Here is an 18,800-nt window from a genome sequence, read left to right on the forward strand (position 1 = left end):
AGGAGGCACCTAAAATGGCGCAAATAATTGTATTAGCTAATCAAAAAGGTGGTGTGGGTAAAACAACAACCAGTATCAACTTGGGCGCAGCATTGGCACAAGCTGGACAACGTGTGTTACTGGTTGATATTGATGCACAAGGGAATGCTACAAGTGGGTCAGGTGTTGATAAATCTTTGTTAGAGCACGATAGTTATGATGTAATCGTTGAACAAACGCCACTTCACGAAGTAATCGTAGCGACTGATAATTATGACCTAGTCCCAGCTACCATTCAATTGTCCGGTGCTGAGATTGAACTCGCTAAGCAACCGCAACGTGAGTATCGTCTAAAAACGGCACTTGAAACAGTGCGTGATGATTATGACTTCATTTTAATTGATAATCCACCAGCTTTAGGACTAATGACGGTCAATGCATTTACAGCTGCTGATGCCATTCTTATCCCGGTACAGACCGAATTTTATGCTTTAGAAGGTCTAGGACAACTACTAAATACGATTGAACTTGTTCGGCAGCAGTTTAACCCAGATCTTGATGTTGCTGGTATTTTGTTAACAATGTATGATGGACGAACGAACCTCGCCAAGCAAGTGGCCCAAGAAGTGCGTAGTTATTTTGATGATAAGGTTTATGATACAATCATCCCACGTTCGGTACGCCTGAGTGAAGCGCCATCTTATGGACAAGCGATTATTGATTTTGATCCACGGAGCGTGGGTGCACAAATGTACAACAATCTCGCACAGGAGGTTTTGAAACAATATGGTAAGTAAAAAAGGCGGGCTTGGCAAAGGCATGAATTCACTTTTTGGCGCAAATAATGTGTCAAAAGAAGCCGTTGAACATACAAAGGTGGTTACAAAAGAACAAGAAGCAACGGAACAAGTCGTTAAGTTACCATTGAAAGATATCCAACCTAATCCGTTTCAACCGCGGCATCATTTTGATGAAAGCAAGCTAAAGGAATTATCAGCATCTATTACAGAAAATGGTGTTTTGACACCAATTATTGTACGTCAAATTGGTCAAAAATTTGAAATCATTGCTGGTGAACGTCGTGTTCGTGCTTCAAAATTATCTGGTTTGAAATCAATTTCAGCTATTGTACGCCATGTCGATGATGACACGATGGCAGCACTGGCGTTGATCGAAAATTTACAACGTGATGATTTGGACGCTATCGAAGAAGCACAAGCTTTTGACGCACTTATGACACGCTTGCAAATGACACAGGCAGAAGTAGCTGAAAAAGTTGGTAAAGATCGCGCTACCGTCGCTAACTTACTGCGCCTATTGAAATTGCCGGAATCAGTACAAGTACTGATTCAAGATGGTGAGTTATCAATGGGACAGGCGCGAGCATTACTAGGATTAAAAAAGAAGCCGCAAATCGAAAAAGTAGCAGAAACAGTTGTTTTCCGTGGATTGAATGTTCGTCAAGTGGAAAACTTGGTCAGGCAAATGAATGAGGGTGTACCCGAACCCAATACGAAAGAAATTTCACCCTTTGCTGTTTCTTTGTCTAACCAATTAGAAGAAAAGTTTGGGACCAAGGTCAAAGTCAACGCGGGCCGTAAGGGAAATGGTAAAATTGAAATTAATTATGTTTCCAATGAGGACTTAAGTCGCATTTTGGCATTGTTAGATATTGAGGTGGACTAATGGCAATAGCACCGGACTATAAACTTCATGATATCGTTGAGATGAAAAAGCCGCACGCTTGTGGCGCCAATTCTTGGGAAATTACACGTGTTGGTGCTGATATTAAGTTGTCATGTACGAATTGCGGTAGAGGCATTATGATGTCGCGTTTTGATTTTAACAAACGAATAAAAAAGATTTTACAAGTAGCAAATCAGAAAGAAGAATAAAATGGCACTAACTGCTGGAATCGTCGGCTTACCAAACGTCGGCAAATCAACACTATTTAATGCAATTACTAAAGCTGGTGCTGAAATGGCAAACTATCCGTTTGCTACGATTGAACCAAATGTTGGCATGGTAGAAGTCCCAGATAATCGCTTGGCGCGTATCCAAGAAGTTGTACCTGCTGATAAAATTATTCCAACCACGTTTGAATTTACCGATATTGCTGGTATTGTCAAAGGCGCTTCTCAGGGAGAAGGTTTAGGGAATAAATTTTTAGAAAACATTCGTCAGGTAAATGCTATTGTGCATGTTGTACGAGCTTTTGATGGGGATGAAATTATTCACGTGAATGGGGTAGTTGACCCGTTAGATGACATTGAAACAATCAATACTGAATTAATTTTGGCTGACTTAGAAGCTGTTGACAAGCGTTATTCTAAAGTTGCACGTGCGGCAAAAGGGAATGATAAAAATGCCAAAGCTGAGTTTGTTGTACTAGAAAAAATCAAACCAGTTCTTGAAGCGGGCAAGTCTGCTCGCACCATTACATTTACTGAAGAAGAGCAAAAAATAGTTAAAGGTTTGTTCTTATTGACAACAAAACCTATTTTATACGTTGCCAATTTGGCTGAAGATGATATGGCAGATCCAATGGGATCAAAGTATTTCAATCAAATTAAAGAGTTTGCTGCCACTGAAGGAGCTGACGTAATTGGCTTGTCTGCTAGCGCAGAAGAAGAAATTGCTCAATTGCCAGAAGAAGAAAAAGCTGAATTCTTAGAAATGGCTGGAGTAGAGGAAGCTGGTTTAAATAAGTTAATTCGAGCAGCCTATCACTTATTAGACTTACGAACGTTTTTCACTGCAGGTGGTAAAGAAACTCGAGCATGGACATTCACTGCGGGATCAAAGGCACCCCAAGCTGCTGGTGTGATACACTCTGACTTTGAAAGAGGATTTATCCGTGCAGAAACAATTGCATTCTCGGATCTTGATGAGTTAGGGTCTGTTAAAGCAGTCAAAGAAGCCGGCAAATTACGTTCAGAAGGTAAGGAATACGTTGTACAGGACGGCGATATTATTGAATTCCGTTTCAACGTGTAAATGGCGCTGATCGCGCTGTACATAATATTTTAGGGAGACATTTTATGTCAGAACAAAAAAGAGAATTGACGAAAAAAAATCAGGATTTTATCTTTCAATTTAAAAAGCTGTTAGCTCAAAATAGTAAATTGACTGGTGAACAAATTGAAGGTATTGTGACTGAGGTTGAAAATAATCTTCTTGAAACCCAAGGGAAAGGGCAGACAGCAGCGCAAATTTATGGTACGCCAACAATGGCTGTTCAGCAGTATCTTGATCCTAAGCGAACGGCCAAGAAACTTTTTGATTATAAATTTAGTACTTTGGCACTCGATACATCTTTAGCCATCTTCATGTTATTTGCTGTGGTATTTGGTTTGACATTGTTCTTTTCCAAAAATGCTAGTAACCAAGGTGCGGGAATCGTTTCCTTGCTTCTTATCGCAGCATTGGGTGGCTCAATCTATACAGGTGTAGTCTTAAAGTTAACACCAAATCCTAAAGCAAAAGACAAACAAGAACCAACGAGTCGTCGATGGGTTTACCTGTTAATGGCTGTTGTGGCTTGGCTTGGAGGATTTTTGATATTAGGTATGTTACCGCAGGTAATTAATCCAACCTTACCACCAGTTGTATATATTATTCTTGGTGCCGCAGCATTTGGTGTCTTCCGTTGGAACCGTAAGAAATACGGTTTAACAGGTGGGTTCTTCGCAATCAGTCAATTATCACAGCAAGCACGTTTAGAAGCATCTAAAAAATAGTTACTATTGTTGCAGACATTTAAGAGGATAATATAAATGAAAATTTTAGTAGTTGATGATGACATCGAAATTGCAGAATTACTTGAAATTTACCTAAAAAATGAAGGCTATGAGCCAATTATGGCTGACGATGGTAAAGAAGCACTTTCTAAGTTGAATACAAATCCAGACATTGCTTTAATGATTTTGGATGTTATGATGCCAAACATGAACGGTTTAGATGTTGTAAAAACTGTTCGTAAGGATAGTCGCATTCCTATTTTAATGTTGTCAGCAAAATCTGGTGATATGGACAAAATTCAGGGACTAATTACAGGTGCGGATGACTACGTTACCAAGCCATTTAATCCGCTTGAGGTCATGGCTCGTGTTCGTTCATTATTGCGACGCGCGGAGAATGCTGTTCAAGATCAGACACCAGATGTCTTGGACATTGGCTCGCTAATAATTAATAAAGACAGTCACGAAGTCAAGACTTCTACAGGTGATTTGGTCAACTTAACGGCTTTAGAGTTTGGTATTTTGTATCTATTAGCATCGCATCCTAATCGTGTTTTCTCGGCAGATGATATTTTCGAGCGTGTCTGGCAACAAGAATCTGTTGTTTCTGCAAAAACCGTTATGGTGCACGTTTCACATTTGCGAGATAAAATTGAAGAAGCCACAAATGGCGATCAAGTTATTCAAACAGTTTGGGGCGTTGGTTACAAAATTGAAGTGAATCAATGACAAAAGTAGCATTGATATTAAAGCACAATCGTACTAAAATATATTATTTGGTAGTGACGATATTGTTACTACTTCTTTTTAGTTGGACATTCATGACTGGCTTTGATGCACTAAGACACCGATTTTCCTTTATATCGTTTAATATTTGGAATGTTTTAGAGTTTGTGACTTTTGTTTCAGGAAATATTGGTATTGTGTTTTGGCAGTACTTGAAGTGGCGCCGTGATGAAAGTTTGTATCGTTTGATTAGAGAGATGCGTCAGGTCGCACGTGAAAATTCTGACATGACAATTTCGTGGCGTGCTCCTTATGCGCCAACAACTCAAGCGCTGATTGATGTATCTAATACAATTGCTGAAAACACTCGTCGTATTAGAGAAGAAGAACGTCAGAGTGAACGTTCTAAGGATGAGATGATTACCAATATATCTCATGACTTGCGAACACCACTAACCGCTATTATCGGTTATCTTGGCTTGGTTGAAATGGGACAAGCATTGAGTGAAAAGGATCGAAAAAAGTATATTCACACAGCGTATAGTAAGTCTAATCAAATGAAGGTTTTAGTTGAGGATTTGTTTGAGTACTCACAGACACAGGCACAAGATGCTGCTTTAAATATTACGTCTCTCAGTCTAAATGATTTGTTTGGCCAATTACTTGCTGGTTATGAATTAGAAGCACAAGAGAAGAATATTGCATTGAATCAATTAACAAATCCTGAGATGATTGTTATTGAGGCTGACTCTGATAAATTGGCACGCGTCTTAATGAATTTGGTTTCTAATGCGTTTAAATACGGTGATGGAGCTACTTTCATAAAACTTACGGCACAAATTGATGATAAAAATGTTGTTATTCGTGTAACGAATGATGGTGTCAAGATACCAGATGAGGCAATTGGGGATATTTTTGATCGATTTTATCGTGTTGAAAGTTCGAGAAATAGTAAAACAGGTGGCACAGGATTGGGACTTGCCATCGTGAAGGGGATTGTTGTACAGCATTATGGTAGTGTAGCTGTTGAGTCTGATGATGATATGACTTCATTCATTATTACATTACCGTTGAAGCAGACATGAGGGGAATATGTTACAAAATAAAAAGCATCAAGTGAAAAGAATATGGTTTATTATCATTGCATTAGTGGTTGTATTATTGGCTATATTTTTTATGGTCCCTCGTCATGAGCAATCAACGCAATCAACAACCAAGGTAGCAACAGTCGATGATCAGCCGGTTCAATTAAACACCAGTGCAACCTCTGCTTTAGTGGTTGATTTGACTACGGGGCAAATTTTGGGCCAAAAAAATTCTTCAAAACAGGTAGCTATTGCTTCGCAAAGTAAAATGTTGACAGCGTATGGCGTGCTTAAAAGTATTAAGTCAGGAAAAATAAAATGGTCTACGATGGTCCCAATTACTAGTAAGGCAGATTTATCGAAAGAAGACAGCCATTTGTTTTCTCATATCGCGATCAAAGCTGGAGACAAAGTATCAGTTCGTGAACTTTACGATGTCATGTTTGCTAATTCTGCTAACGATGCGGCTTTTGCATTGGGTGAGTTTGTGACTCCTAAAGGGGAAACAACACAACAGGCACTAGAATCATGGGCTAAAGAACTTCATTTGAGCGGTTCACAATGGTACAATTCTGCTGGACAGGTTAATGAGAATGCTTTTGAAAATGAAATCTCTTCGGCCCCTAAAACAGCTTCTAATAAAGCCAGTAATCAGCAACTAGCTATGATTGCACGAGCTATCTTAGAATTGGATCCTTCCCTGCGTCAATTATCAAAAAAATTAACGATTTCTTATCATATGACGCCTAACTTTGTTGTGACAGATAAAACTGATTATTGGCAATTAATGACTGAAACAATGCCCAACCTTAGTAACCCCAACCAGTTAACCATAGAGGGGCTTAAGACGGGATCTTCGCCTGAATCTGGTGCTGGATTCACTGGTTTAATTAAAGATAAAAACGGTCACGAATTCATAACTGTAGTCAATGGTATTGCTAATTACATGGATGAAACAAAGCGTTATCAAGAATCTCTGCGTATTGTTGATCAGGTATTAGCACAAAAACAGCCAAACTATATTAAAGAAAATCAAACAGTTGGCCATTTAAAAACGTTGACGTTTCCAAATACGAAGCAAGAACATATAATTGTTAAGGCTGCACAAACAAGGCATTATTGGACAAACAAGGGTGTAAAATTGGCATTTACACAACCTACTTTTGACTCAAAGTTAGCCAATATAAAAAAGAACCAAACCGTGGGCTATACAACAGCAGCGTTGAATGCTCAATATCTGCCTTATGCTCAAAAAACAGAAAAAAGGATTTCATTAAAATCAACTTCCTCATCAAAACCAGTTAATTGGTTTGTTAAATTTTGGCGTGATAGAACAAAATAATTGTTAAATTGACCATAATTGGTCTTTTTTTATGTCATCAAATACTTCTCGAAAAACTTGCTACAAGACTAGAAAGGTGTTATTATATTGGTATAGACCAAAAAGGTATAGACCAATTTGAAAGAGGTTGGATTATGAACATTATTAGAGTAAAAGATGTTGAACAAAGTGCAGAAAAAGCACTCGAAATCTATCAAAATGCTGTGCAACATGGTGCGAAGGTACTGGGTTTGGCAACTGGATCAACACCAATACCCTTATATCAAAAATTGGCAACTAGCCAAATCAATTTTTCTGAATTAGTGTCGATAAACTTGGATGAATATCTTGGCTTGGATGGCGAAGACGAGCAGAGCTATCGTTATTTTATGACTAAACACTTATTTCAATATAAACCATTTAAACATTCCTATGTTCCAGACGGTAAGTCTGAGGATCATGAAGCAGTAATTAAAGCTTATGACAGAATTATTGCTGAGCATCCAATCGATTTACAATTATTGGGCATTGGACGCAATGGACACATTGGTTTTAATGAACCAGGAACATCGTTTGATTCAACTACTCATATTGTGAATCTTACACAATCTACAGTTGCCGCCAACGCTCGTTTCTTTGAGAAGGAGTCGGATGTGCCCACGCAAGCAATTTCTATGGGAATTGCTTCAGTAATGTCTGCAAAGAAAATTTTGCTGATAGCCACTGGAGAAAGCAAAGCAGAAGCAGTGGCAGCTACTATCAATGGTCCAATAACCGAAGATGTACCAGCATCTATTCTTCAAAAACATTCAGACGTTACGATCATTATTGATGAGGCAGCAGCATCAAAGTTGTGATAGAATAAACTTGTAACCGATTTCATAATTTTTAATAGGAGTAAAAAATGGCACACATTACATTTGACACAAAGAACATTGAGAATTTTGTTGCAGATCATGAACTTGATGAAATGCAACCGCTAATCACAATGGCGGACGAGCAGCTTCGTAATCGAAGCGGTGCTGGGGCAGAATATTCTGATTGGATTACCTTACCAACAGATTATGATAAAGACGAATTTGCCCGCATTCAAACTGCTGCTCAGAAGATCCAATCTGATTCGAAAGTCTTGGTTGTTATTGGTATTGGTGGCTCATATCTTGGCGCAAAAATGGCTGTTGATTTCTTGAATCCAATGTTTAATAATGAATTGGCTGACAATCAACGTCAAGGTGTTAAAATTTATTTTGCTGGTAATTCAACATCTGCTTCGTATATCAACGATTTGGTACGAGTAATTGGTGATCAAGACTTTTCAGTTAATGTTATTTCAAAGTCTGGGACAACAACAGAACCATCAATTGCTTTCCGCGTGTTCAAACAATTATTGGAAAAGAAGTACGGTGCTGAGGCCGCTAAGCAACGTATTTATGCTACAACTGACGCGAACCGCGGTGCATTACATGATGAAGCAAAAATTTCAGGATACGAGACATTTACAATTCCTGATGGGGTTGGTGGTCGCTTTTCTGTCTTAACGGCGGTCGGTCTTCTACCAATTGCTGCTTCCGGCGCTGACATTGAAGCCTTGATGACAGGTGCTAGAGATGCTCAAGAAGAGTATTCTGATTCAGATATAAAAAATAACGAAGCTTACAAATATGCTGCTGTTCGTCGTATATTGTACGACAAGGGTTATACAACTGAACTATTGATCAACTGGGAACCAACGATGCAATACTTGTCTGAGTGGTGGAAACAGTTGATGGGAGAGTCAGAAGGTAAGAATCAAAAGGGCATCTATCCATCATCTGCAAACTTCTCAACAGATTTGCATTCTTTGGGCCAATATATTCAAGAAGGACGTCGTGATTTATTTGAAACAGTTGTTAAACTAGATAATCCAGTTTCAAATATTGATCTTCCTCATGAAGATGGCAATAATGACGGGTTGCAATACCTTGAGGGCGTTACAATTGATGAAGTAAACACAAAAGCTTCGCAAGGTGTTACATTGGCTCACGTTGATGGCGGGGTACCAAACTTGGCTGTCCACTTGCCAGCACAGGATGCCTATTCATTAGGATATTTGATTTACTTCTTTGAAATCGCTGTTGGTGCATCAGGATACACATTCGGTATTAACCCCTTCAACCAACCAGGTGTTGAAGCTTACAAAACAGCAATGTTTGCCTTATTGGGTAAGCCTGGTTATGAAGAACAAACGAAGGTTTACCGGGCTCGTCTAGGAAAATAAGTTAATTAATCATATTTTATAACAGTATGCTCTTATCTTAAGTTTAAGGTAAGAGTTTTTTATATGAGAAAATAAAAAAGGCCTAGCAGGCCATGATAATATGATGAAAAATTGATTAGTTATTGAAAAAAATTTTGGACAGCATGAAAGGCCATTTCGGTGCCAACAAAATAAAGCGTGTCACCACTTTCAATGACAGCATAAGGTCCAGGCGATACTACAAGTTCTTCATTATGTAAAATAGCGATTATTGTTGCGCCAGTATTTTGCCATATATTCAGATTGCCAATTGATTCACCAAGTTGCTTAGAAGAATCTGATAAGCTAAATTCATAAGGCGTTAGTGGGTTATGACGCTGTACACGTTGCGTTTGGTCAAATAAAGCCGTTAGGGAATCAGAAAGACTATTTAAAGACGTTCTTTGGGTCTCAATTAAATCGTTAATCTGATCATGAATTGTTTGAATATTAGTAGTTTCTTGAGCCTGATTTAAAAAATATTTTGCTCTTTCACGTGATAATACTTCAATACCACTACCGTGTATTGGTTTAACAATATCGAGGTCCGATAAAATATTAATAGCCTTTCGGGCAGTTTCGGCTGAAACACCAAATGTTACTGACAAGGTTGACCTAGCGTGAAGCTTGGAACCAACCTTGTACTCATTATTAACGATTTTTTCAGCTATTTGAAAGGCTATTTTTCGGTAACGCGGTTCTCTGATTTTTGACATTTTTATATCCTGCAAGTTCAAAATTTGACACAAGTGACAATCTATGTAAAAATTAAAGTTGTCAATTAAAGAGACAACTTGTTATAAAGTATAGGTTGTCACTATATTTTATACGGAAATTCGAAAAGAAGCAAGGAGGAGATGTGTGTGGTGTCATTAGAAATGATGTGCATGATGTAGTATTTTTATATTACGCGGCACCACCACTTTAGAACATGCCAAAAGTAGAAATTAAGCATCTCACCAAAATATTCGGTAAGCGTCCAAAAGCTGCGATGAAAATGGTGAAGCAAAACAAAAGTAAGAACGAGATCGTTGAGAAGACAGGGAGCACGGTTGGTGTCTATGATATCAACATGTCCATTGAAGAAGGCGAGATTTTTGTCATCATGGGTCTTTCTGGTTCAGGAAAATCAACTTTAATTCGCTTGCTAAACCGTCTGATTGAACCAACTGCGGGTCAATTGTTTATTGACGGTCAAGAAATTACTAAATTGAATAAAAAACAGATGATAGAAATTCGTCGTAAAAAAATGAGTATGGTTTTCCAGAACTTTGCTCTATTTCCACACCGTACTTTGTTAGAAAATACAGAGTATGGTTTAGAAATTCAAGGTGTAGGCAAAGAAGAACGCCGTAAACGAGCAGAACAAGCCTTAGAAAATGCCAAATTGCTATCGTTTAAGGACCAATATCCACACCAATTATCTGGTGGTATGCAACAACGAGTTGGTCTGGCTCGTGCACTAACCAATGATCCTGATATATTATTGATGGATGAAGCTTTTTCAGCATTAGATCCATTAGTACGTGGTGAAATGCAGGATGAGTTGCTAGATTTACAAGCTAACGTTGAAAAAACAATAATCTTTATTACTCATGATTTGAACGAAGCGCTTCGTATTGGTGACCATATTGCCATTATGAAAGATGGTCGTTTACAACAAATTGGTACTGGAGAAGAGATTCTTACGAACCCAGCCAATGATTATGTGAAAACATTCGTGGGTGATGTTGATCGTTCTAAGGTATTGACGGCTGATAGTATTATGATCCCAGCTTTAACATCGAACATTTATGTTGATGGGCCAACTGTTGCTTTGAGAAAAATGACAGCAGAAGAAGTTTCAGGCCTCGTTGCAGTCAATCGTCACCGTCAACTTGAAGGCTATTTGTCATCAGAAGAGGCGGTTCGCGCACGTCGTGAAAAGTTGCCACTTGCAGATGTTCTAACAGAAATGCCAAAGATTAAACCTGACACGCTTATCATGGATATTATGCCTATTATTTACGATGCTCAGACACCTGTGGCTGTTGTAGATGATGATAACCGTTTGAAGGGTGTTGTTATTCGTGGCGCGGTATTGAAGGCGCTTGCTGATACAGAAGGGGAAGATGACAATGAATAATTTAGTAAGTATTCCAAAAATTCCACTTGAAGATTGGGTCAGTTCAGCGGTTTCATGGTTAACTACTAATTTATCCGGATTTTTTGATGCCATTCAATCTGGCGGTCAATACATAATGGATGCTTTAACAAATGGTTTAACTGCTGTACCCATGCCACTAATGATTATTGGTATCACAGTAATTGCCATTGTTACGACACCGAAAAAGATTGGCTTTCCGTTATTCACACTTTTGGGACTTTTGTTAATTGCCAATCAAGGACTTTGGTCTGACTTAATGAATACCGTTACATTGGTAATCATGGCGTCTATTGTTTCGTTGATTATTGGTATACCCCTTGGAATTTTAACAGCAAAGTCACAAAAGACTGCGGTAGTTGTTCAACCAATCTTAGACTTTATGCAGACTATGCCAGGATTTGTTTATTTAATTCCTGCTGTTGCCTTCTTTGGAATCGGTGTGGTTCCTGGTGTGTTTGCTTCGATAATCTTTGCCCTACCACCGATGGTTCGTATGACTAGTTTAGGTATTCGTCAAGTTCCAGTTGATTTGGTTGAAGCAGCTGATTCATTTGGATCAACTACTTGGCAAAAGTTGTTTAAATTAGAACTTCCTAGTGCAAAAAATACTATTTTAGCAGGCGCTAACCAAACAATCATGTTGGCATTGTCGATGGTTGTCACAGCTTCTATGATTGGTGCACCAGGTCTTGGGCGTGGCGTCTTGTCTGCGGTTCAACACGCTGATGTTGGTTCTGGATTTGTTAACGGGCTTGGATTGGTGATCTTAGCTATTGTTATTGATCGTTTTACACAAAAGTTTAACACCCAACCCGGACAAAAAGCGGTGACAAAGCCATGGCGTCGTTGGACAGTACTTGCGGCTTTGTTGGTTATGATTGGTGGAGGTGTTGTCAACACTTTGACTTCCGATAAAACAACAGGTCAAAAAGTTACTATTGGCTATGTTGAGTGGGATTCAGAAGTTGCCTCTTCGAATGTGCTGGCTGAATCATTACGTCAACATGGATACGATGTCACGTTAACGCCATTAGATAATGCTGTTTTGTGGCAGTCGCTATCTAATAATCAAATTGATATTTCAGTTTCAGCATGGTTGCCAGATACACACAAAGCTTTGTATGATAAGTACAAAAATGATGTAACATTGCTTGGCCCTAACTTGAAAGGTGTTAAAACTGGATTAGTTGTTCCTGATTATATGGATGTAAATTCCATTAGTGATTTAACAACTCAAGCAAATAAGACAATCACAGGTATTGAGCCGGGGGCCGGTGAAATGGCCACAGCTGCTAATGCTTTGAAGTCGTATTCAAACTTATCGGGTTGGAACTTATCATCCTCATCTTCTGGTGCTATGGTATCAGCATTGGATAAAGCTTACAAAAATAAGCAAGATGTTGTGGTGACCGGTTGGTCACCACACTGGATGTTTAGTAAGTACCACTTGAAGTTCTTATCTGATCCAAAAAACGTGTTTGGATCTGGAGAAACCATTAATACGATTGTGAATAAGAAGTTTAAAACTTCTAACCCCAAGGCCTATAAGGTTGCTGATAAATTTAATTGGACGAAAGATGACATGGAATCAGTCATGCTCGATATTCAAAATGGTCAAACACCAAAGCAGGCTGCTGCTAAATGGATTAAGTCACATCAAAAGTTAGTTGATAGTTGGTATAAATAAAAAAATAACGCTAAGCTGAAAATCAGCCTAGCGTTATTTTATTTGTTATTCTGGATTGTCATCCTCTTATCTTGTTCAACGATAAAATGGCACAAGTCTCCGTCATCAATACGTGTAGGATGTTCTTTTAGAAACCGTTTGTATAGGAAAGCAATACGTGGTTTAAAAATCAATGTATTGGGTGCCACTAAATCATCACTCAGTAACTGATAACTGCGAATCGCATACGTCATAAGTTCATGTTCTCGTTGCCATGATTCTTCGCTTAGTCCGTTTTTTTCGACAAACAAATGTTGACGTTCTGCATATCCCAAAGATTGTTGAAATCGATTTAAATTGTTAGGATCAATAGAAGAGTCAGGTCCAATGGCAATCATTGTTTGTTTAAAACTAGCTATTGCTTCTGGTGTTGCGTGTTTCGTTAATTCAAAACGTTGAAAGGGAATGCCAGTGCTAGTCTGACGTTCTTCATATTTGTACCATTTGGGATTTGTTAAAAAGTATGGTGTATTGTTCAAATGTGCTCCTCCGTTTACTTGTGGCGCAGTCTTGCTGCTAGTTGTTTCATAATTGGTTCATCAGAGTAAGATAGAACGTTTCTGGCGTAAATACCTTGACCAAACCATAGTAGTAAGAATAATGTGATAACAGCAATGAGTAATGCACTTATGGCTGCAGGCCATCCCTCAGTATGCGTAACAAGACGTATTGGCATCATACTTTGAGAGGCAAATGGCATATAACTAAGAATGCGAATCAAGAGATTATTCGGCATTTGAGTCATGATAAAGCTAAATACATAGCCAACCATAGCAATCATGGAAATGGGTTGAATAGCCTGCTGAACTTGTGCATTATCATTAATTAGGGAGGCAATCATTGACGTTAGCACTAAGTACAGCGCAACAGAAACAAGAACAAAAATTACTGCATAGATTATAAATGATAATGTCACACCATTTAAGTTAGATGCTAATCCTTTTACAAAACTGTTTTCTTTAAAGAAATTGAAAGTTGTGAATCCGGCGATGACGTAGATTAGCAGATGTGTGGTTACCAGAGCAAAAATACCGATGATCTTTCCAAAATATTGTACGCGTGCAGACGTCGCTGCCAATAGAATTTCCATAATGCGAGATGATTTTTCATTGGCGATTGCATTTGCAATCATTGATGTATACCACATGACTATAATAATAGTGATGATACCAATTGCACTGGCTATTAATTGGTTAGCGCTTTCAGTATTGCCACTATTAGTTGATTGTTTTGCTTGTTTGACAACGCTTTTCAAGTTATAAGGTTGCACTAAATCAGCAGTTTGTTCAGCAGTTAGTCCATATTGAGTAGCTTTTTGGGAACGTGATAAGTTACCTAATATAGCAGTAATCTTTTCTTTTGGAATCTGTTCACTTTTAGGCTGTGTGGTAATTGTGGCTTCATTCTTGTTGACGGTTAACACACCATCTAACTTTTCGTTTTGCAGTGCTGTATTGGCTTTTTTCTCATTGGTTATGTTGGAAACATGGATGTCTAATTCCTTTTCCGATTGAACTAAAATACTGCGGACTTCTTGGTTGCCAACAACAGCAATATTGGGTGTTGTATTGCCTTGCATTTTGGTAATGCCAAATATAACTGCACCAGCTAAAGCAGCGAAAATCAAGGGAGAAATCACAAGCATCCAATAACCGCGTGATTTAAATTGGCTGAGAAAAGTGTCTTTAATAACAATAAAAAGTTGATTAGTCATGAATAGCGACCTCCTGGCGGAAAATGTCATCGAGTGTTGGTGGTTGTTGGCTGAAGGCTGGGATATAGCCATTTTTTGTAACGAGGTCAAACACACGGTGCCCAGCTTCCTCTTCTGACAAAATTAAGTCATAGCCAACACCATGTGGCGTAACTGAGGCGACACCATCAATAGCTTTTAATGCTGCACTTGAAGTGGAGGATTCCACATAGACACGTGTGCGACCAAATTGTTCACGGATATTTTGCACAGGACCTTGGAGAACGATTTTTCCACGTTTTAACATAGTTAGATCGTCAGAAATTTTGGTCACGTTGTTCATGTCGTGACTTGAAAAAATAATCATTGCACCATTATCACGTAAGCGTATGATTTCATCCATCATTAAGCTTGTATTGACAGGATCTAAACCAGAAAAAGGTTCGTCGAGTATGAGTAGACTGGGTTCAAAGATTAATGAAGCGATCATTTGAACTTTTTGTGCGTTTCCTTTGGAAAGTGATTGCACTTTATCACTTACTTTACCAACGACATCAAGGCGTTTCATCCAATCTTTCAATGCAACGCGGGCATCTGAACGTTTCATACCGTGTAATTCTGCAAAGTACAATATTTGTTCTTCAACGGTCCGTTTTTGGTATAAACCACGTTCTTCGGGTAAGAAACCTATACGCTGTTTATCATTTTGGGTAATTGGCTGGTCGTTCCAAGTGATTGTTCCTGATGTTGGTTTAATGAAGTTTAAAAGCATACGGAAGGTGGTCGTTTTACCAGCACCGTTTTGCCCAATGAGTCCCATTACTTTTCCTTCGGTAAGCGTCATGTTCATATTAGAGACAGCAATGTTTTGTCCGAACGTCTTGTTAAGATTAGTCAGTTGAATCATCTTTTTATTCCTTATAATATTTTATTTAGTATATATCGCACACCACTATTGAACAAATAAATTAAGACAATTAAGAGATATAGATATGCAGCTCTTCGGTCCCAATAAAAAGTTGCCCAGCAAATAGCAATATAACTTACAATTAGTAACATAATAAAAGTTATTGTATTTGCGCGGTGAGTAATTTCTTGCAGTCGTTCGTCTGTTGCCTTTATTTTGCTTTTGTGTAGATACTTGCGATTATGAAATAGTATTCTAGATGTAATTATGGTACCGATACCCCCGCCAAGTATACCGGATGAAAATCCACGTAGAAAACTTCGCGAAGCTGGTGACTTTTGCAAGCTTGCTAAAAGCATTGTAATAGCCACAGTCAATATGATAACGATTGTCAAAAAATTAACTTGATATTTGATTTTTGCACGATATTCGTCGTCAGTTATTCCTGGTTTTGGTGATGCGAATAGTTTATTAATCATTTTTTCCCCCTTCAAAAATAAAGACATCTTCAATCGGTAAGTCAAAGAACTCGGCAATTCGATGTGCCAAAAACAAAGAGGCATTATATTTACCTTTTTCGAGTGATATCACGGTCTGACGCGTTACCTCAAGTTCAGCAGCAAGCTCTGCTTGAGTTAATTTACGTGATTTTCTTAGTTCTTGAATACGATTTATCAAAGTATGCCTCCTATAGTTTGGCTATTCAACAAAAATAGTATAGCGTACTTTACATTAAATGTAAAGTTTTGCTTACATTTTGAAAAGGTTGCATTTATAGGAAATAAGAACTATAACTAAGGTATAGAAAAGGGGGCCGAAACATGGCTGATGAAAAATTTGAAACATTGGATCTTCCAATGAGCGAAGTCTTTAGTTGGAGCGAGGACAAAACCCCACTACGCGATGCATTGTGGAACCATTATATGGACACAAGCAACAAAAACACTTTGGAAACTTTGAAACACTTGAAGGCTTATGAAAGCATGAGTTCTGATGAAGTTAAGCTTGAAGCTGAAAAAGTATTGCAAGAAGCATAATCGGATAAAAAGAGATTGATATTGTTTCAATCTTTTTTTGTTGCAAAAACCATTGACGCATGCTGGTTTTTTCGGTATACTTAATATTTGTTATGGCGCTATGGTCAAGTGGTTAAGACGTCGGCTTCTCAGGCCGAAATCGAGGGTTCGACTCCCTCTAGCGCTATTAGTATATTTCATGGCGTTGCATCAGGTTTCAAAAACCTTGATGTAGCGCCTTTTCTTATGAAAATTGTTGCATTGTATTTCGTAATAAATTGGAAACATTATAAATACGCAAGTGGGCAGTATAACGGCATATAAGCCGTTTTTTATTTGTAGAAAAGGAAGTGAGTAATAGTATGGAATTTTTAGGATTAGTTATTAGCTTAGCTGATGAACTATTTGATGTAGACGATAATAAGCCATTTGGCTTTAAATTTTGGCTGTCTATATTTGTATGGTTAATCATGCTTAGTGGGTTTATAGTTGTAGCTACAGTATTTATAATTTTATTTCCAGCTGTGTTTTTAAAAATCCTAAATACTATTTGGCTTGCGGTGATGGGTATAGAAATATTGTTAGCATGGTTTTGTTATTATTCTGGTAAACGTGTAGTAATATGGGCATTTCAAATTAAAAATAATATACAAGCACACTGTAAGTAAGTGTTGCATCAATTTTTAATAAATGATCTACGAGCTTGGAAAGCTGGTCTATGTTTTAGCGTATATCTGTTATTTATTAATTTAATCAACCAATGTCAATTAATTACTTTTATTTACACTTAAAAACCTGTACACAAAAAAGCCCCTGATTAATTTTAGGAGTTTTTTATTATCGATAAATATACAGATGGCGGTATAGTTTTTGAGCAACAGATAGAATGATGAGTGGGCTAACTATATGTATGCCTCACATAACATAGGTGTTCCCTATGTATCTAAAGCTCACTATGAAAACAATAATGGCGATAACCGCCACTGCTGCTCTCAATTGAAATGTTTTACTTTTGGTATCTATCCTGTTCATATTATGTTGCTTTCTAAAATGTTCATATTCTGATTCAGCATCAAAAACTTGTTTATTTTGGGGTACCTAAAACAGTCTTAAAAACCGATCATTCCATATGTTCTCATAAAATTGCACAGTTTGTTTTGCACTCATGTAGTAATTGTCTAATGTGGTGCTAAGTCCTTTTTTCATTTGCAATTCATAGCCCAAACCGTGTGTCATTTTGATTGTGGTGTCAACACAAAACTCTGTTTGAGCACCACAAATTTCAATGCTACGAACATCGTTTTCGTTGAGTACTTTTCTTAGTTTAGTGTGATAGAAAGAATTGGCATGTGTTTTCTGAATGAAATAATCATTTGGTTGACTATCAATTTCGGGGATGATTTTCCAAAGAAAGCTTCCAAATATTAATTCTTCGTCGTTATGTTGGATAAAAATAATCGGTTTATGTGCATGACGATAAGCCGTAATGCGACTGTTTATACCAGTCACACATTCTTGAATGTTAAAAATGTCCTGCGGCTCTTTACAAACGCCATTTTGAAAATCAATAACTAGTAGTGTGTCTGATATTGGTAACATCATTTTTCCTTCTTTTAAGTTAAGTGTTCAAATTTAGGGAGCCACTAAACGAATAGAAAGACGTATTATAGTCCAATATTATTCGTTTTCTTTCACTTACTCTTACCATGAACTAATACATTAGTATCTTCGTAAATAAGCTATTTGAATTACAACGTTATATTAACACATTAAAAAAACATATGTTGATGCACGAATAAAGTAGCTGCGTATTTTAAAGGTTTGTTAAATACATAAGTTGCGGTGCCAGTGACATTAATTTTGTACAAGCACTGGTACGTCATAAAATTTTTCTTCTTATATATTATCAAAAAAAGGCCAATCAATATCGTTATTGATCGGTCTTTTTTATATCAAGTTGAGATGAATATACGAACAAATGGTGATAATTTTTAGAACTAGTAGATAGGAAGTATTGCTTTACGTTGTGCAATGTGAACAAATTTAACATAATTATTGTTTAATTGATTTATAACGTGTATGATGTATTTTAACACCTAGTTAATTTTATGATTATAATAATGTTATTTAACCGGTTAATAACTTTATAAATTAATATATAAAATATTGTTCTTTATTAGGTTCTT

Annotated in this window: 21 protein-coding genes and 1 tRNA gene; 15 read left to right on the forward strand and 7 right to left on the reverse strand. The window is 37.5% G+C overall.

The window, feature by feature from the left end; all coding sequences use genetic code 11:
* The first annotated feature begins 14 nt into the window (after positions 1–14).
* The 10 genes from RHP56_RS01705 to RHP56_RS01750 all read left to right on the forward strand — a co-directional run bounded on the left by RHP56_RS01705 (position 15) and on the right by RHP56_RS01750 (position 9,108).
* The gene (locus RHP56_RS01705) at positions 15–776 is read left to right on the forward strand and encodes a ParA family protein (protein ID WP_004164768.1); all 762 of its coding nucleotides are present in this window, start codon (positions 15–17) and stop codon (positions 774–776) included.
* The gene (locus tag RHP56_RS01710; RefSeq protein ID WP_048592708.1) at positions 766–1,665 is read left to right on the forward strand and encodes a ParB/RepB/Spo0J family partition protein; all 900 of its coding nucleotides are present in this window, start codon (positions 766–768) and stop codon (positions 1,663–1,665) included. Before RHP56_RS01705 ends, RHP56_RS01710 begins: the two co-directional genes overlap by 11 nt.
* The gene (locus tag RHP56_RS01715; protein ID WP_011679217.1) at positions 1,665–1,874 is read left to right on the forward strand and encodes a DUF951 domain-containing protein; all 210 of its coding nucleotides are present in this window, start codon (positions 1,665–1,667) and stop codon (positions 1,872–1,874) included. Before RHP56_RS01710 ends, RHP56_RS01715 begins: the two co-directional genes overlap by 1 nt.
* 1 nt (position 1,875) lies before the next feature.
* The gene (ychF, locus tag RHP56_RS01720; RefSeq protein ID WP_096638911.1) at positions 1,876–2,976 is read left to right on the forward strand and encodes a redox-regulated ATPase YchF; all 1,101 of its coding nucleotides are present in this window, start codon (positions 1,876–1,878) and stop codon (positions 2,974–2,976) included.
* A gap of 44 nt (positions 2,977–3,020) precedes the next feature.
* Positions 3,021–3,719, forward strand: a complete 699-nt coding sequence (locus RHP56_RS01725) for a DUF1129 domain-containing protein (protein ID WP_004164763.1) — start codon at positions 3,021–3,023, stop codon at positions 3,717–3,719.
* Between the two features lie 36 nt (positions 3,720–3,755).
* Complete coding sequence (locus RHP56_RS01730; protein ID WP_004164761.1) at positions 3,756–4,448, forward strand: response regulator transcription factor; 693 nt, start codon at positions 3,756–3,758, stop codon at positions 4,446–4,448.
* Positions 4,445–5,530, forward strand: a complete 1,086-nt coding sequence (locus RHP56_RS01735) for a sensor histidine kinase (protein WP_102753510.1) — start codon at positions 4,445–4,447, stop codon at positions 5,528–5,530. Before RHP56_RS01730 ends, RHP56_RS01735 begins: the two co-directional genes overlap by 4 nt.
* A 7-nt stretch (positions 5,531–5,537) precedes the next feature.
* On the forward strand, positions 5,538–6,872 hold the full coding sequence (locus RHP56_RS01740; RefSeq protein ID WP_102753511.1) for a D-alanyl-D-alanine carboxypeptidase family protein: 1,335 nt from the start codon (positions 5,538–5,540) through the stop codon (positions 6,870–6,872).
* Between the two features lie 134 nt (positions 6,873–7,006).
* Positions 7,007–7,708 carry a glucosamine-6-phosphate deaminase gene (gene nagB / locus RHP56_RS01745; RefSeq protein ID WP_102753512.1) on the forward strand — a complete coding sequence of 234 codons (702 nt, stop codon included), beginning with the start codon at positions 7,007–7,009 and terminating at the stop codon, positions 7,706–7,708.
* A 47-nt stretch (positions 7,709–7,755) separates the two neighbouring features.
* On the forward strand, positions 7,756–9,108 hold the full coding sequence (locus RHP56_RS01750) for a glucose-6-phosphate isomerase (RefSeq protein WP_102753513.1): 1,353 nt from the start codon (positions 7,756–7,758) through the stop codon (positions 9,106–9,108).
* 119 nt (positions 9,109–9,227) lie between these two features.
* Here RHP56_RS01750 and RHP56_RS01755 read toward each other — a convergent pair whose 3' ends face one another.
* On the reverse strand, positions 9,228–9,842 hold the full coding sequence (locus RHP56_RS01755; protein ID WP_011679222.1) for a GntR family transcriptional regulator: 615 nt from the start codon (positions 9,840–9,842) through the stop codon (positions 9,228–9,230).
* A gap of 215 nt (positions 9,843–10,057) precedes the next feature.
* On the opposite strand from RHP56_RS01755, the gene RHP56_RS01760 reads away from it, so the two are divergent.
* Together RHP56_RS01760 and RHP56_RS01765 are read left to right on the forward strand one after the other, a co-directional pair.
* Positions 10,058–11,251, forward strand: a complete 1,194-nt coding sequence (locus RHP56_RS01760) for a quaternary amine ABC transporter ATP-binding protein (RefSeq protein WP_011679223.1) — start codon at positions 10,058–10,060, stop codon at positions 11,249–11,251.
* Positions 11,244–12,959: an ABC transporter permease/substrate binding protein gene (locus RHP56_RS01765; protein ID WP_370367753.1), complete on the forward strand. Its 1,716-nt coding sequence runs from the start codon at positions 11,244–11,246 to the stop codon at positions 12,957–12,959. Before RHP56_RS01760 ends, RHP56_RS01765 begins: the two co-directional genes overlap by 8 nt.
* A 38-nt stretch (positions 12,960–12,997) precedes the next feature.
* Here RHP56_RS01765 and RHP56_RS01770 read toward each other — a convergent pair whose 3' ends face one another.
* The 5 genes from RHP56_RS01770 to RHP56_RS01790 are packed head-to-tail and all read right to left on the reverse strand — an operon-like array spanning position 12,998 to position 16,276.
* Positions 12,998–13,477 (reverse strand): substrate-binding protein, encoded by a 480-nt coding sequence (locus RHP56_RS01770; RefSeq protein ID WP_102753514.1) that lies wholly within the window; start codon positions 13,475–13,477, stop codon positions 12,998–13,000.
* 14 nt (positions 13,478–13,491) lie between these two features.
* The gene (locus RHP56_RS01775; RefSeq protein ID WP_102753515.1) at positions 13,492–14,712 is read right to left on the reverse strand and encodes an ABC transporter permease; all 1,221 of its coding nucleotides are present in this window, start codon (positions 14,710–14,712) and stop codon (positions 13,492–13,494) included.
* Positions 14,705–15,598, reverse strand: a complete 894-nt coding sequence (locus RHP56_RS01780; RefSeq protein ID WP_042251175.1) for an ABC transporter ATP-binding protein — start codon at positions 15,596–15,598, stop codon at positions 14,705–14,707. The genes RHP56_RS01775 and RHP56_RS01780 overlap by 8 nt, the downstream gene beginning before the upstream one ends.
* An 11-nt stretch (positions 15,599–15,609) precedes the next feature.
* On the reverse strand, positions 15,610–16,077 hold the full coding sequence (locus RHP56_RS01785) for a hypothetical protein (RefSeq protein ID WP_004164748.1): 468 nt from the start codon (positions 16,075–16,077) through the stop codon (positions 15,610–15,612).
* Entirely contained in the window at positions 16,070–16,276 is a 207-nt protein-coding gene (locus RHP56_RS01790) for a helix-turn-helix transcriptional regulator (protein WP_011679228.1), read from the reverse strand. Before RHP56_RS01790 ends, RHP56_RS01785 begins: the two co-directional genes overlap by 8 nt.
* A gap of 143 nt (positions 16,277–16,419) precedes the next feature.
* On the opposite strand from RHP56_RS01790, the gene RHP56_RS01795 reads away from it, so the two are divergent.
* From RHP56_RS01795 to RHP56_RS01805, 3 genes are all read left to right on the forward strand, one after another.
* Positions 16,420–16,635, forward strand: a complete 216-nt coding sequence (locus RHP56_RS01795) for a P8 family protein (RefSeq protein WP_011679229.1) — start codon at positions 16,420–16,422, stop codon at positions 16,633–16,635.
* A gap of 94 nt (positions 16,636–16,729) precedes the next feature.
* Positions 16,730–16,801 (forward strand) — tRNA-Glu (locus RHP56_RS01800).
* Between the two features lie 175 nt (positions 16,802–16,976).
* The gene (locus RHP56_RS01805) at positions 16,977–17,282 is read left to right on the forward strand and encodes a hypothetical protein (RefSeq protein WP_096638915.1); all 306 of its coding nucleotides are present in this window, start codon (positions 16,977–16,979) and stop codon (positions 17,280–17,282) included.
* Between the two features lie 430 nt (positions 17,283–17,712).
* Here the strand turns inward: RHP56_RS01805 and RHP56_RS01810 are convergent, their stop codons facing one another.
* Positions 17,713–18,213, reverse strand: coding sequence for a cysteine hydrolase family protein (locus RHP56_RS01810; RefSeq protein ID WP_102753801.1), 501 nt, complete (start codon positions 18,211–18,213; stop codon positions 17,713–17,715).
* Positions 18,214–18,800 lie beyond the last annotated feature (587 nt).

The organism is Leuconostoc sp. C5, assembly GCF_056530425.1.